Raw genomic sequence first — 13883 nt, 5'->3', positions numbered from 1 at the left:
GTCAGACGCGAATGGCGTGACCGCTCAATCTGAAGCAGTCGAGTCGCGGAAGCTGTTCGAGCGATCCGCGTGCAGGTAGTGCTGGAACCGCATGGCCTTCGCCTGGGCTGTCTTGTCGGCGGCGACGACCGTGAGGATGACGTACCTCTCGGTCGAGGCCACCCGCTTCTTGGCGTAGACGTACTCGTCGAGCAGCTTGTCCCGGCGCCACTTCACGGCCCGGGAGGAGCTCGTCAGCTGCATGGCCGTGGCCTTGGCAGCCTTCACGGTGGGGAAGGCCATGATGACCTGGACCGCCGTGAGATGTCCTCGGTAGGCCGTATAGGCCAGTTGAACGGCGCGCTCGCACTTGTTCTTGGCCAGCACCCCGTTCCTGTCCACCGGCTCGCAGGAGTCGTACGTCCAGCCGCCCACCTTCTCGGCCTTGAACGTGACGCTGCCCGCACGGAAGTTCCAGTCACCGTATTGGCCGGCGTCGATCGGTGAGTCCGGGCGCTCGTCCTCGCTGGGGCCCGGCTCCTTGGGCTCGGGTCCGGGGTCTGCGGTCGGCGAAGCCGCGGCGGTGTTCGGGTCGGGGGCTCTGAGGTACTTGTACACGCTGAACGTGAAGCCGCCCGGCAGAAGCACTGCCAGGATCACGACCAGAGCGGAAACCACACCGGGGTATTCCCGCGGGCCGGGCTGCCGAGGGTGTCCCATGCATTAATTGTGCTGTACTTCATTACCTTCTGCCCCATGTGTCGCACGAGTAGTGTGGGGCTGCGCTCATCTACCAGCACGCCATGCGCGACGCCGACACACTGAGCGCACGTGTCGATGACCAAGTCAGCAGAACATCGGCTTGCCGGCATCCTTGGGCACCTCCGGCATGGAGTCGACGACCTTCACTGTCATCACCGCCGTACTGGCGCCCGGAATCTCCCTGATCTGTCCGCCCTCCTGCCGCCCGATCCAGCTCCGGTAGCCGAGGAACCGGTAGGTGGCCGACTCGAAGATGAGCTCCCCACGTTCCCAGCCGTCGGGGCTCTCAAGCTTGAGCGAGGCGCCCACCCCGTGCCGTCCGGCGGGGTCGGTGAGGTCCGGGACGATGGTCACGGTCGGCAGCCTCGACAGCGCGCCGAAGACCGTGGCCCTGGTCTGGGAGGAGGTGAGCGGGTCCTGCGCCAGCCTGAGCAACGAGCTCGCGACGACCTTCTCGACCCGCATGTCGATCTCGTCCTCGCCCAGGTCCGTCTCCCCTCGTCTGCGCTGGTCCGACCGGACGAACGTCTCCGCGTCCTGGCGGATCTTCGCCAGAACCCGATCCGGATCGGCGGGAAGATCGGCGACCTGGAACGGCAGGCCCAGGGAGTGCTCGCGGCACTGCCCCGCGCGCTGATACTCCACCGTTCCGGGGGATTGCACGTGCTCAGGGCGCCCGCTGGTGGCGTGTGTCTGCCCGTACGTCGAGCGCGTCAGGGCCTTGCCGGGATCCCCGGCGGGCATCCATACCTCTCGGCGCACGTCCTGGGTGTACTCGCCCTCGGAACCGGAGGCGAACGTGACGTTCTTCTGGTCGACGTAGACGAACTGCCCCGGCCCGGGCCGCACATCCTCCCGCGCCGCGACCGAGGCCGCATGCCGGAGCAACTCGGCGGCGCTGGCCGGAGGGGTCCCGAACGGGGCGGAGTCGTGACCGCCACGCACCATGACCAGCCCCGCGGTCACCGCCGCCGCGAGGCCCACGGCCACGCCTGCCCTCATCGCCAACCAGCCGGCCGGGAAACCGCGAAGAGGGCGCCGACGCGACCGCGCCGGCTGACGGTGGCCGCTCCCGATCCGCTCGGCCTCGACCTCTTCGGCCACCAGCACCCATGCACGCGCGGTCACCTCGGGCGCGGGTCCGGGCAGGCTGTCGTGGTGGCCCTTGATCGCTTCGAGTTCGTTCATCACAGTGCCTCCCCGGCGGGACCGATGATCTTGCGGAGCTTCTTGCGGGCGCGGTTGAGACGTGATCCCACCGTTCCCTGAGGTATGCCGAGAGCCTCGGCCACCTCCTCGTAGCTGAGTTGAGCGCAGGCGACCAGCAGCAGGACATCCCTGTCCCCGGCCGGGAGCCGGGCGAGACCGGCGGCCAGCCGCGGCTGCATGACCGCCGCAGAGACCCGCTGCACCACGCGCTCGTCGTGACTGGCGATCTCCGCTGCATCGGCGCTTCTGGCCAGCGCCCGATACCTGCGCGCCTCACCGCGACGGTGCTCGGCGACCAGGTTGGAGGCGATGCCGTACAGCCAGGGCCGGGCGCTGGAGCAGGTGAGGTCAAAGCGGTCCCGGCTGCGAAAGGCGCGCAGAAAGGTTTCCGCGGCGAGATCATCCGCGGCCGACTCGCCCAAGCGCAGGTGAACATAGCGGTGGATGGATGCGAAATGGCGATCGAAGACGGCGCCGAAGCGATCAGGGTGACGCCACGACGCCTCTATCACTTGCGCGTCGGTGCCCTCACTGGGAGGCGCCGAATCTTGGGGGGGAGCTGTCATGCATGCCGGCCTTTCAGGCGGTTACCTCGGAACACCCCTAGTTCGGCGAACCCCCGATTCCTCTTCACGGCCCATCACGCCGGCTACGAATCGCACCGCCAGTCACCACCCCGGATTCAGCACCATCCGCAACACGCGATGGTCGGGATCAAGCTGTTCGGCCTGGTCGAAGACAGCGGCACTTACTGCTCGCCGCTGTGATCGATCAATCCGGTCAGCCGCTTGGCAGTGGCGGCAGGGCCGCTGCGCCGCGAGGTTGAGGCACTGTCACACCTCGCGCCATCGGTCCGCATCTGTCCTTCAACGCGGGCCCGGAACGGCCGACGTTCCAGCGCCTCGACCATGGCCCGCAACATGTCGGCCAGCGGCACCGGCAGTTCCTCGTCCAACTCCCGCATCGCCTGCTCCGTCGCTGCCCACTCGGCCTCGATCGCCGGCAGCGCGGCTCGGGTCTTCGGAGTGAGGTGGACGATGCGTTGCCGGGCGTCCGCGCCCTTCTCCAGGGTGACGAAGCCGTGGCGGCGCATCTGGATCACCGTCTGGCTGGCTGCCGAGTGCGTCACGCCGATGATCTCGGCCAGGTCGCGAATGGCCATCGGCCCCTCGGCCACCAGCGTGCGCACCACAGGGGAGAAGCGGGGACGGTATTCGAGCATGCCGAGATCCGCGTAGATCTCGGCGATGGCGCCGTCCATCATCTCGTGAACGTGGCGCATCAGCGTGCTCATGACGGCTAGTCTAACAGCGCTGTTATATTTCCGGCATGTATCCGACAGGAAAGCCGTATGACAAGGGGCTGCTCGAGGCCGGCGACGGAAACCTCGTGTACTGGGAGGTAGGGGGCAACCCCGAGGGCAAGCCGGTCGTGGTGGTGCACGGCGGGCCTGGAGCGGGAGCGTCGCCGGCGTGGTACCAGTTCCTCGATCCGGAGGCGTACAAAGTGGTGCTGTTCGACCAGCGCGGGTGCGGCAGGAGCACGCCGAGCGTCAGCGACTGGGCGGTGAGCCTCGCCGCCAACACCACGCACCACCTGGTCGCGGACATGGAACTGTTACGGGAGCACCTCGGGATCGAGAAGTGGATGCTGCTCGGCGGTTCCTGGGGAACGACGCTGGGACTGGCATACGCCGTCCGGCATCCGGACCGGGTCTCCGAGATCGTCATGTTCGGAATCGGCACCACCACCAGGCGCGAGGTGAAGTGGATCACCCGTGAGATGGGGCGGGTCTTCCCCGAGGAGTGGGAGCGCTTCAGGGACGGCGTACCCGAGCAGGAGAGAGACGGGAACCTTGCCGACGCCTACGCCAGGCTGATGGAGCATCCCGATCTTGCGGTGCGGGAGAAGGCGGCGGCTGACTGGTGCGTGTGGGAGGACCGGCATGTCCGGTTGCGCCCCGGCCTCGAACGGGATACCAGCTACGACGACCGGGATTACCGCGTGACATTCGCCCGCCTGGTCACCCACTACTGGCGGCACGCCGCCTGGCTCGGCGACGACGAGCTGCTGCGGGGCGTGGCGGGGCTGGGACACGTGCCCGGAATCCTGGTGCACGGACGGCTGGACGTGAGCACGGCGCTGGAGACCGCATGGCGATTGTCGCGTGCGTGGCCCGGCTGCGAGCTGATCGTCCTGGACGACGCCGGTCACGGCCCAGGGATGGCGGATACGCTCGTGGCCGTGACCGACAGGATGGCCAACCGGACCTAATTAGCGACCCGGGAGGCCAACCGATCGCTGGACCGCACACGGCCCCTTCGCACACGGAGTCTCAGATGGGGCCGCCCTTTTGAAACACGCCCGAGCAGCTCAGGAATGGACCGTCCCACGTTGTCCATGTAGGCCCCGCCGGCTCCGGCTGCCCGGAAAGACGACCGCCCTGGGTTTCTTGGAGACGCGTCCCGGTACCAGCAACTAATATGCGCGGCATGTCGTCTCTGTCCCGCCATGAGGCACCGGTTATTCGTCCTGCTGCCTGGCGTGTGCAGCCAACTTGGACCAGTCTGCTGCCGAAGGGCGTGAAGTCATGCCCGCCGCTGGGCGCCATGGACGGCCACACCAGTTGGGTGTCGGCGGTGACGACCACGGTCTTCGACGGCCGTGCCGTAGCGGTCACCGGGGGTGGCGACGACACAGTACGAGTTTGGGATCTGTCAACCGGCGAGCGGGTCGGCGCCCCATGGGCTGGTCACACGAACGCGGTGCGGGCGCTGGCGATGTCCGTTCTGGACGGTCGCCCCGTTGTGGTCAGCGGTGGTGACGACGACACCGTACGGGTGTGGGAACTTGCGTCCGGTAGGCCGGTGGGCGAGCCGTTCAACCTTCAGGCTGACAGCGTGGAGGCTCTCGCGATCGCGGAACGCCATGGCCGCCAGGTGGTGGTCACCGGTTGCTACGACACGACGGTACGAGTGTGGGACCTGGAAACGCGGCAGGAGGTGATGGCACCGATCCGCGGCCACACCGGCCCGGTGTACGCCGTGGCGACCGCGGTGCTGGACGGCCGCTGGGTGGCTGTCACGGGCGGCGACCGAACGGTCCGGGTATGGGACCTGGATACCGGTGATCCGGTGGGAAGCCCGTTCACTGGCCACAGTGGATACGTGAGCGCGGTCGCGGTCGCGGAGCTGACTGCCGGCCATCTGGTGGTCGTCTCTGGTGGCTATCAGACGACTACGCGCGTGTCGGACCTGGCCACCGGACTGCCGGTCGGTGACCTTCCCCGATCTGCGGACTTAGAGGCCGTGACGACCACGGTCGTACACGGCCGACTGATGGCGATCACCTGCAACTCCAATGAGCCGACCATCCAGGTGTGGGACCTGAAAACGGCCGAGCTGATCGGTGAGCTGTTCCCTCAGCATCCCCGCACGCTGCATGCGGTGGCGATGGCAGTGGTGGACGGCCGGCAGGTGGTGGTGTCGAGTTGCGACGGTGGGTCGGTCCGGGTGTCCGATCTGGTCGTCGGCCAACCGGCCGACAAGCCAGTTCGCCACGACGCCGCGATCACGGCGGTGGCCACCACTTCAGTGGCCGGCCGACCGGCGGCGGTCACCGGCAGCGATGACGAAACCGTACGAGTATGGGATCTGGACACCGGCGATCAGGTGTGCCGGCCACTCACGGATCACACCGGCGCCGTAACTGCCGTGGCCGCGACCCAAGTGGACGGTCGCGCGGTGGCGATCACCGGAGGCAAGGACGGTAATGTCCACCTCTGGGACCTCGCACTGGGGAAAGCGGCCGGAGCACCGTTGACCACCCACCGCCTCCCGATAACCGCGGTCGCGGCCGACAACACGGACGACCCACCCCGGGCCATCACCGCCAGCGACGACAAGACCATCCGGGTATGGGATCTCCGCACCGGCGAAGAGACCGGAAACCCCCGCAAGAGCGACCATCGATGGGTACAAGACCTCACCACCACCACGCTCGACGACCAGCCCGTCGCCGTCCTCGGACGGTGGGGCGGCGGCTTCCGGGTCCGTGACCTCACCGTGAACCGCGACACCGGACTCCAGACCACCGGTAGCAACGGCAAACCGGTACGCCTCGTGGCCGCCACCATCGTGGACGGACGACCCATCGCCATCACCACGAACGACGACTGGCGCGACCCACCGATGAAGGTATGGGACGTCGCCACCGCTCAGCAGATCGGCCAGCTTGCCATGGGAACCGTGGTCGCACTCGCCGCCACCACGATCGACGGCCACCCCATCGCAGTTGCCGCCAGCCACAGAACGGTAGCGGCATGGAGTCTCACCACCTTTGACAGGATCAGCCCTGACATCGAATTCCTCGACTCGGTCAACGCCGTCGCTGCCACCCCACAAGGCCACATCATCGTCTGCTTCGACCGTGACATCGCCGTACTCACCGCAACCCGATCGAGCTGACCATGGCATGGATCGACAGGACTGTAGAGACCCTCTGTGCCAAGCCCTCGACCTCCTCGCCGAGCATGGCCCTCAAGCCCTGATCACGCAGGTCCGCCAAGCCGAACACTCCGACCCCGAAGGCCGGAGCAAGGTGTATGACGACGCCACAGCGGTCTACGCGGATACCCGGTTATGAGCCTGTTTGGTCCTCGATGGCGCAAGCTCGCTTTTGGGAACGCATGGAGCGAAGCGGAGCACGCTGGCAGGAGACCGGGCTCGTCTTCACGACTGCCAGCGGCCGGCCGATCGAACCGTCCAACTTCCGTCGCAGCTTCGCCAAGGCCTGTATCAGGGCGGGGGTGCGCAAGGTGCACGTTCACGCGACCCGAAAGACCTGCGAGTCCTTGCTCGTTGCCCTCGACGTCCACCCGCGCGTGGCGATGCAAATCCTTCGTCACTCGCAAATAGCGGTGACCATGAACATCTACAGTGAAGTCTCGTCAGAGGCACACACGGAAGGCGCTGAAGCGCTTCGGGCAGCACCTCGGCTCCCGAATATTCGCGCGTTTGAGACGGCTGACTCACGTTGACCGGGTCGCGTCCGACCACGTGAGCCGGACGGATCTCGCGTTTTCCGAGGTATTCGGGCCGCTGGAAGGGTTGGTTCTGACCCATGTGGCCAGTAGGGCGGACAAAGGCGGTGATCTTGGGCCGGGCTTTGCCCTGTCGTGCGGCTACTCTCCCACCATGACGATCAGATTCACCGCTCAGGTCGCCGGAGCCTACGAACACCCCGAGGATGAATGCATGTCCGCCGGTGTGAGCGAAACCGAGCACGGCGATGGCATGGTGCTTACCTTCCAGTGCTGCACCTATGAGCCTGACGATCAAGACATTGCCCTGGGCTTCGACACCTACTGTGTTGTTACCGCCAACCAGGGCACCGCCTATGGAGCCGTCCAGGAGCTCACTCTGCGAGACAACGTGCTGCGTGTTGTCCTCGACCTCGACGCCTTGGAGGCGCTTGGCCTTACCGAGCCCGAGATTGAGGCGGTTCTAGATGTAGACGAGCAATCCCTCGAACGGCTTCGGCAAGGACTGCGCCACATCCTTGCCTACGGTCGTGCTGACGCCCGCCCTCGGGTTCTGGAGCTATAGAAGATCATTACCGGAAGCACCAAGGACATGAGCCCGGTCAAAGCTGAGACGTTCGTCAAATCCCGCTCCTGGGAGCCGAATGTCTGGCTGGGGGTGAGTTCGTCGCGGTAGCGGTACTTTGCAGCTGTACAAGCTCGAAAAAGCCCTGAGTGACGGCGCTCGGGCAGGCACAGCCATTCCGGGCCGGACGCACCAGGTAAGCCGCCGATCGCGTGTACATGTGTCCCGGTGGACTTCCTCGCGCGCTGATTGCCCTGCCTGAAGCCGGCGGCTCACAAGGTTCGGGAAGTGCCGCTTGCCGGCACGCGCGCCGCCGCTGGGGGACCGGCCGGAGAGCTGCCCCATGCCACGCTGTTGCCTTTTCGTCCCGAAATCTCGGCAGCGAGATCGCTACAGGTCGTTTGCGCTGCTCGCAGGGTCATTAACGGCCGCTCAAGGTCGCTCGAATATGGCGCGCTTGCTGCTGCGGTTGCTGCCCCCGGCCCACCGCCGCGCCAGGGGCCAGATTCTCGGAATCATGGCATATCTGCGCGAATCGGATCTTTCGGGAGCTGCACGTCAGGATAATATCCATTTTAATGGTGGATATTCGGATATCAAGGACACTCCCTCTTTTCGCTTCTTGCTGATTATTTGCCCGCTTATAAACGTGCGTGCGTCTTTCATGATTGACACCGGGGTATCTCCCTTATCGCGCTATCGCAGCGGTGCGGGTGTATGCGAAAAAGAACAACTCCGGCATCCGCGCTACCGCGACACCATTCATGAGCTTGATCTGACACAGGTCAACGAGCCTCAGGAAATTACCTGACGTTCTCGCTGGGAATGCTCACCACAGAAAGGAATGCCCTATGCCATTCATCATGCGCAACACACTCCCCAAGCTGGCCGCACGTACACTCGCCGCCGCCGTCCTCACCGCAGCACTCATGACCCCCGCGGTAGCGGCATCCTCTGTCCCCAACCCGGCCGAGGCATACATCTCGAGCGTCAGTGCGAACGGAAACGGGTGCCCGCCCGGGACATGGGAGGCGGCGATCAGCCCCGACGGGAAGTCGTTCACCGTTACATTCAGCTCATACGAGACGCTCATCGAACCTGGTGGTGATGCTTCGAATAAGGAATGCACGCTCTCGCTGAACGTGCATACGCCGCCGGGGACCTCGCTTTCCACCGCCAAGTTCTCCTACCAGGGCTACGCGCTCATGGACCAAGCAGGGATGAGCGCGACGCAGAGCGCAAGCTACGACTTCCGCGGTGCTCCCGTCCCGGCTCAGTCGGTTCGCTCGCAGATCTCGGGGCCACACGACGACACGTACCTCTTCTCCGACCGGATCTTGCTTCACGACGACGTGGCGTCGGCGCAGGGCGCAACCCGCGCGCTAAACGGGCAAACGGGCCTAGTCCTCACCAACAACCCCGCAGAGACCGGCAGCGGCTTCTTCAACACCAACAGTGTCGACGGGACGCTGCAAAACGGACCGGGCTGCACCATCGACCGGCGCACCGCCACCTCGGGGCAGACCATCATCGGCACCTCGGGCGCCGATGTCATCTGCGGGTCACCGTTCGCCGACCGTATCGCCGCGCTGGGCGGTGACGACGTCATCCTCCCCTTCGCGGGCAACGACCGGGTCGCCGCCGGTGCCGGCAACGACACCGTCTTCGGCGGCAACGGCGACGACGACATCAGCGGCGACGACGGCAACGACACCCTCGACGGCGAAGCCGGCAACGACCGGATCCTGGGCGGGCCGGGCACCGACACCGCCAACGGTGGGCCGGGCACCGATTCCTGTATAGCCGAGACGACCACCTCCTGCTGAGTCAGGTCGACGCTCCGGTGATGTGGCTTCGGGACGAAGCAGTCGAGGTCGGAGCCGGGCGACCTGCTTTACCCACCTTGGCCGCGCCGGGTCCCGAAGCGAGGGGACCCAGGTCGGTGCCGAAGCCGTTGTAACCACCGCCGAACAGGCGGACGTTCGCATCCGCGCGTACATTCTTCTGTCCCTGCTCACTGGCGCGCGTACGGAGGAAGTGCGGGCGTTGACCTGGCCTCATGTGGTGGCGTTCGACGAGAAGCGGAAGGCATGGCTGCCGGTCGACATTGTCGGCTGGGATCACCAGGAGTTTGCTGTCTACGTCTGGCGATCCGTTCGCAGGAAAGGCGACACGAAGACTGTCAAGTCGCGCCGCACGCTCAAGATGCCCGCTCGTGCGGTCAAGGCTCTTCGCCAACTCAGTGAGACTCAGGACAAGGTACGGCCTCCTGCTGGCGACACGCGGACCGGAGCTGATCTGGTCTTCCGCACCAAGACCGGTACGGCGCTCACGGCTACCAACGTCCGGCGTGACTTCCGGAAAGTACTCAATCGCGCCGGGCTGGTGGGCGCGGAGTGGACCCCCGGGAGCTCCGGCACAGCTTCGTGTCGATCCTGTCCGACTCCGGAACCCCGATCGAGGACATCTCGCGGCTGGTAGGCCATGCGAACACCGTGGTGACCGAGACGGTTTACCGCTTCCAGTTGCGGCCCGTGCTGCTGGAGGCGGCGGAGGCCATGGACGGCATTTTCCCAGCGCAGGAAGAGGCGTAGTCACTCAATTAGTCACGCACCCCCGCTAAATGATCTTTAGCGAGGGTGCGTCTTGGCTGGTGGAGCCTAGGAGATTCGAACTCCTGACTTCCTGCTTGCAAAGCAGGCGCTCTGCCAACTGAGCTAAGGCCCCTTCGACGAAGATAGCTTACCGGGCGGACGAAGCTACCTGCGTCGTACCAAGGTCATCGCTCAGTACCAAACTAGGGAAGTCGGCGATCGAGTCAAGGATGTGGGTCGCGCCGCCCTTCAGAAGGCGCTCCCGGCTGTGGACCCCGGTCATCACCCCCGCCACGATCGACGCCCCCGCGCGCTTGCCGCAGAGCATGTCGCTTTCGGAGTCGCCGATGACGGCCACCTGGCGGACGTCCTCCACCCCCAGGCGCAGTACGGCGTGCAGGACCATGTCCGGCCAGGGGCGGCCGCGGCCGCCGGCGTCTTCGGGGGAGATGGCGAGGTCGATCTTGTCGTGCCAGCCGAGGACGCTCAGGATGCGGCTCAGGGTGGTGCGGCTGAAGCCGGTGATCAGGGCGAGCTTGATGCCGGTGCCGCGGAGTTTGTCGAGGACCTCCAGAACTCCGGGCATGGGGACGAGACCCGCCCGCTCAAGAGTGCCCTCGTAGGAGCGCTCGAACGTCAGGTTCGCCGCTTGCGCCTGGGCCTCGTTTCCGGGGAAGATCCCACGGAAGACATCGATCTTGGGACAGCCCCGGGACCGGTGCACGTGAACCATGGCACGCGCGTACGCTCCGGTCCCGGGCACTATGCCCTGGGTCGCGATCGCCTCGGCGAAGGCGCGCTCGACCATGGCGATGTCACCGACTGTGGTGCCTGCCAGGTCCAGGCACACCAGCTTGATGGGGACGACGTCACTCATCGCCTCGCCGGTCGGTTAGTTCTCGCTGCCGGTCGCCTCGGTCCAGAGATCGAGCTCGGCGCGGTCGGCCTGCACCTTACGCCAGATCAGCAACCCCCCAAGGGCGATCAGCGCCAGAACGAGCAGCTTCTTCACGGTGTGACCCCACTTCTTCGACGGCCTCACCTGCCGGGGTGAGACCCAACGGTTGACATGCAGCCTAGCAAGGGATGGCTGCGCTCCCTGTGTTGCGCACAGACCGGATGCGCGGAATGTGCGGAGAACGAGTGGTCAGCCCCAGGTGAGGCGCGTTAACCCCATCCCCCACGACATCTCGGATTCCTCTCCGTGTCCATCCCCCTCCACTCAGGGGGCCACCCGTCAGGCAACAGCTCGATCATGCCAAATATCGCGCCCGGGCGCGCATGACTTCGAACTGGACATACCCCCATGGGGTGTGTTACGTTCCTCGCCGTTCCCAGACATACCCCCTGGGGGTAACAAGGAAGGAAGGGGTCACGTCATGGCTGACGAAAGACGCTGGTGGGCGCTCCTCGTGCTCGCGGCGGCACAGTTCATGGTGATCATGGACACCTCCATCATCGGCGTCGCGCTCCCCGACATGCAGCGCGACTTAGGCTTCTCCGACGGCGGGTTGCAGTGGGTGTTCAACGCCTACGTGGTCGCCTTCGGCGGGTTGCTGCTGCTCGGCGGGCGGCTGGCCGACCTGTTCGGGGCGCGCAGGGTGTTCGTCACGGGGTGGGCGGTCCTGATCGCCGGATCCGTGGTCGCCGCAGCGGCCACCACCGCCTGGGTCGAGGTGGCCGGGCGTGCCGTGCAGGGCATCGGCGGGGCGCTCATCGCGCCCGCCGCCATGGCGCTGCTCATGATGCTCTTCGGCCACAACGCCCGCGAACTGGGCAAGGCCATGGCACTGTACGGCGCCGCCGCCCCGGCGGGTGGCACCGCGGGCGTGTTCCTCGGTGGCGTGATCACCGAGTATCTGAGCTGGCCGTGGGTCTTCATCATCTACATCCCGATCGGCCTGGCCACCCTGGCGGCCACCGGGCTGCTGCCCGCCGTGCGCGGGAAGCGCGGATCCGTCGACCTCGTGGGCGCCGCGTCCGTCACCGCGGGCATCGCGCTCGTCGTGTACGCCATCGTCGCCGCGAACTGGCCGGCCGGACTGGGTGGCGCGGCGCTGCTCGCCCTGTTCCTGGTCGTGCAGCGTACGGTCAGAGAGCCGCTCATGCCCCTGGCCATCTGGCGCACGCCCGGCCTGGCCACCGCCAACCTGGCCATGGCCCTGCTCGGCGCGGCCTGGATCCCCATGTGGTACTTCCTCAACCTCTACCTGCAGCAGGTCCTCGGGTACGGCGCGTTCGCCAGCGGCGCGGCGCTGCTGCCGATGACCGTGGCGATCATGATCTTCATGATCGGCATCACCGCCAGGCTGCTGGGCAGGTTCGGGGCCAAGCCGCTCATCGTGGTCGGCCTGGCGGTGCTGGCGGCCGGGGTGGCCGGGCTCGGGTTCACCGGCGAGTTCGCCACGAACGTGCTCCCCGCGAGCCTGGTCGCGGCGGTCGGTATGTCCCTGGCGTACATCCCGGCGATGATGTCGGCCATGTCGGGCGCCCGCCCGGAGGAGGCCGGGCTCGCCTCCGGCATCGTCAACACGACCTACCAGGTCGGCTCCGCGCTCGGCCTGGCCGTCATGACCGCGCTGGCCACCTCCCAGGAGCAACTCGGCTTCCAGGCCGCCTTCACGGGCGCCGCGGTGGTGGCCGTCCTGGGCGCGGCACTCACGGCCGCTCTCATGCGCAGGCCGGCCGTACCTGTCAGCTGAATCCTCAAAAACCCTTCTGGATACCCTAGGGGGGTAGGGTGTTACACTACAAAAAGGAGACGTCATGAGCATCGCCACCTACACCGTCAAGGGCATGACCTGTGGCCACTGCGTGAGCTCGGTGAAGGAAGAGGTCAGCGGGGTCGCCGGGGTCACCTCCGTAAAGGTGGACCTGGCCGGCGGCCTGCTGACGATCGAAAGCGAAGGCCCGGTGGACCAGGCGGAGATCGCCGCCGCGGTCGAGGAGGCCGGATACGAGCTGGCGGGCCGGGCATGAACGCCGCCGCCAAGCTCGGCGCCTACGTCCTGGGGCTGGCCGTCGTCTTCGGCGGCGCCCTGGGCGTGGGCCAGGTGGTCGGCCCGACGGCGGCCCCGGCGCAGGCCGAGGACCACGCCGCGATGGCCCCGGAAGGCCGGCACGAACAGAAGAAGAGCGATACCCCTAGGGGGCTTCAAGTGTCCGAGAACGGCTACACCCTGAACCCGTTGACCACCGTCAAGGCCGGTGAGCCGACCGATTTCCGTTTCACGGTGACGGGCCCTGACGGCAGGCCGGTGACCGATTACCAGGTCGAGCATGACAAGAAGCTGCATTTCATCGTGGTGTCGAGGGATCTGGCGAGCTTCCAGCACCTGCACCCGGTCCAGGACGGGGACGGGGCGTGGTCGGTGCGGTTGACGCTGGCGGATCCGGGCGCGTACCGGGCGTTCGCGGACTTCGCCCCGGTGGGCGGCGGTAACCTGACGCTGGGTGCGGATCTGCTGGTCGCGGGCGACTACACGCCGCGGGCGCTGACGGAGGTCAGTCGTACGGCGACGGTGGACGGGTACACGGTGTCCCTGCAGGGAGACCTGGTGCCGGGGCAGGCGAGCAGGCTGACGCTGAGCGTGAGCAAGGACGGCAAGCCGGTGACCGACCTGCAGCCGTATCTGGGGGCGTACGGGCATCTGGTGGCGTTGCGGGCCGGTGACCTGGCCTACCTGCACGTGCACCCGGAGGACAGCGTCAAGGCCGGGCCGGAGATCACCTT

General features: G+C 66.5%; 17 protein-coding genes and 1 tRNA gene. 11 read left to right on the top strand and 7 right to left on the bottom strand.

Going from position 1 to position 13883, the window contains the following annotated elements:
- Positions 1–24: 24 nt before the first annotated feature.
- The 4 genes from ACIBI9_RS52170 to ACIBI9_RS52155 form a co-directional block, all read right to left on the bottom strand.
- Positions 25–699: a hypothetical protein gene (locus ACIBI9_RS52170; protein ID WP_397234799.1), complete on the bottom strand. Its 675-nt coding sequence runs from the start codon at positions 697–699 to the stop codon at positions 25–27.
- Positions 700–825: 126 nt separating this feature from the next.
- Positions 826–1929, bottom strand: coding sequence for a CU044_5270 family protein (locus ACIBI9_RS52165; protein ID WP_397234797.1), 1104 nt, complete (start codon positions 1927–1929; stop codon positions 826–828).
- A complete protein-coding gene (locus ACIBI9_RS52160; RefSeq protein ID WP_397234795.1) occupies positions 1929–2462 on the bottom strand; it encodes an RNA polymerase sigma factor in 534 nt (177 codons plus the stop codon). The genes ACIBI9_RS52165 and ACIBI9_RS52160 overlap by 1 nt, the downstream gene beginning before the upstream one ends.
- A gap of 236 nt (positions 2463–2698) precedes the next feature.
- Entirely contained in the window at positions 2699–3244 is a 546-nt protein-coding gene (locus tag ACIBI9_RS52155) for a MarR family winged helix-turn-helix transcriptional regulator (protein ID WP_397234793.1), read from the bottom strand.
- 35 nt (positions 3245–3279) lie between these two features.
- Here ACIBI9_RS52155 and pip point away from each other — a divergent pair, with 35 nt between their 5' ends.
- From pip to ACIBI9_RS52115, 8 genes are all read left to right on the top strand, one after another.
- The gene (gene pip, locus ACIBI9_RS52150; RefSeq protein WP_397234791.1) at positions 3280–4224 is read left to right on the top strand and encodes a prolyl aminopeptidase; all 945 of its coding nucleotides are present in this window, start codon (positions 3280–3282) and stop codon (positions 4222–4224) included.
- 218 nt (positions 4225–4442) lie between these two features.
- A complete protein-coding gene (locus ACIBI9_RS52145) occupies positions 4443–6416 on the top strand; it encodes a WD40 repeat domain-containing protein (RefSeq protein WP_397234789.1) in 1974 nt (657 codons plus the stop codon).
- Positions 6417–6553: 137 nt separating this feature from the next.
- A complete protein-coding gene (locus ACIBI9_RS52140) occupies positions 6554–6988 on the top strand; it encodes a tyrosine-type recombinase/integrase (protein WP_397234787.1) in 435 nt (144 codons plus the stop codon).
- Positions 6989–7007: 19 nt separating this feature from the next.
- On the top strand, positions 7008–7556 hold the full coding sequence (locus tag ACIBI9_RS52135; RefSeq protein WP_397234785.1) for an Imm10 family immunity protein: 549 nt from the start codon (positions 7008–7010) through the stop codon (positions 7554–7556).
- A gap of 448 nt (positions 7557–8004) precedes the next feature.
- Positions 8005–8367 (top strand): hypothetical protein, encoded by a 363-nt coding sequence (locus tag ACIBI9_RS52130; protein ID WP_397234783.1) that lies wholly within the window; start codon positions 8005–8007, stop codon positions 8365–8367.
- Between the two features lie 40 nt (positions 8368–8407).
- A complete protein-coding gene (locus ACIBI9_RS52125) occupies positions 8408–9382 on the top strand; it encodes a DUF4360 domain-containing protein (protein ID WP_397234781.1) in 975 nt (324 codons plus the stop codon).
- 22 nt (positions 9383–9404) lie between these two features.
- Positions 9405–10037, top strand: a complete 633-nt coding sequence (locus ACIBI9_RS52120; RefSeq protein WP_397234779.1) for a tyrosine-type recombinase/integrase — start codon at positions 9405–9407, stop codon at positions 10035–10037.
- Positions 9953–10150 (top strand): hypothetical protein, encoded by a 198-nt coding sequence (locus ACIBI9_RS52115; RefSeq protein ID WP_397235008.1) that lies wholly within the window; start codon positions 9953–9955, stop codon positions 10148–10150. Before ACIBI9_RS52120 ends, ACIBI9_RS52115 begins: the two co-directional genes overlap by 85 nt.
- 57 nt (positions 10151–10207) lie before the next feature.
- Here the strand turns inward: ACIBI9_RS52115 and ACIBI9_RS52110 are convergent.
- The 3 genes from ACIBI9_RS52110 to ACIBI9_RS52100 form a co-directional block, all read right to left on the bottom strand.
- A tRNA-Ala gene (locus ACIBI9_RS52110) sits at positions 10208–10283 on the bottom strand.
- A 15-nt stretch (positions 10284–10298) separates the two neighbouring features.
- Positions 10299–11027, bottom strand: a complete 729-nt coding sequence (locus ACIBI9_RS52105) for an HAD-IA family hydrolase (protein ID WP_397234777.1) — start codon at positions 11025–11027, stop codon at positions 10299–10301.
- Between the two features lie 15 nt (positions 11028–11042).
- Positions 11043–11162 carry a DLW-39 family protein gene (locus ACIBI9_RS52100; RefSeq protein WP_020542320.1) on the bottom strand — a complete coding sequence of 40 codons (120 nt, stop codon included), beginning with the start codon at positions 11160–11162 and terminating at the stop codon, positions 11043–11045.
- Between the two features lie 367 nt (positions 11163–11529).
- On the opposite strand from ACIBI9_RS52100, the gene ACIBI9_RS52095 reads away from it, so the two are divergent.
- The 3 genes from ACIBI9_RS52095 to ACIBI9_RS52085 form a co-directional block, all read left to right on the top strand.
- Positions 11530–12852, top strand: a complete 1323-nt coding sequence (locus tag ACIBI9_RS52095) for an MFS transporter (RefSeq protein WP_397234775.1) — start codon at positions 11530–11532, stop codon at positions 12850–12852.
- A gap of 64 nt (positions 12853–12916) precedes the next feature.
- Positions 12917–13129: a heavy-metal-associated domain-containing protein gene (locus ACIBI9_RS52090; protein ID WP_397234773.1), complete on the top strand. Its 213-nt coding sequence runs from the start codon at positions 12917–12919 to the stop codon at positions 13127–13129.
- Positions 13126–13883, top strand: a 758-nt coding sequence (locus ACIBI9_RS52085) for a hypothetical protein (protein ID WP_397234771.1), incomplete at its 3' end; no start/stop codon positions are given. The genes ACIBI9_RS52090 and ACIBI9_RS52085, both read left to right, overlap by 4 nt.

The organism is Nonomuraea sp. NPDC050451, assembly GCF_044458585.1.
The sequence above is the reverse complement of the archived record's forward strand: the minus strand, read 5'-3'. Positions and strand labels throughout refer to the sequence as shown.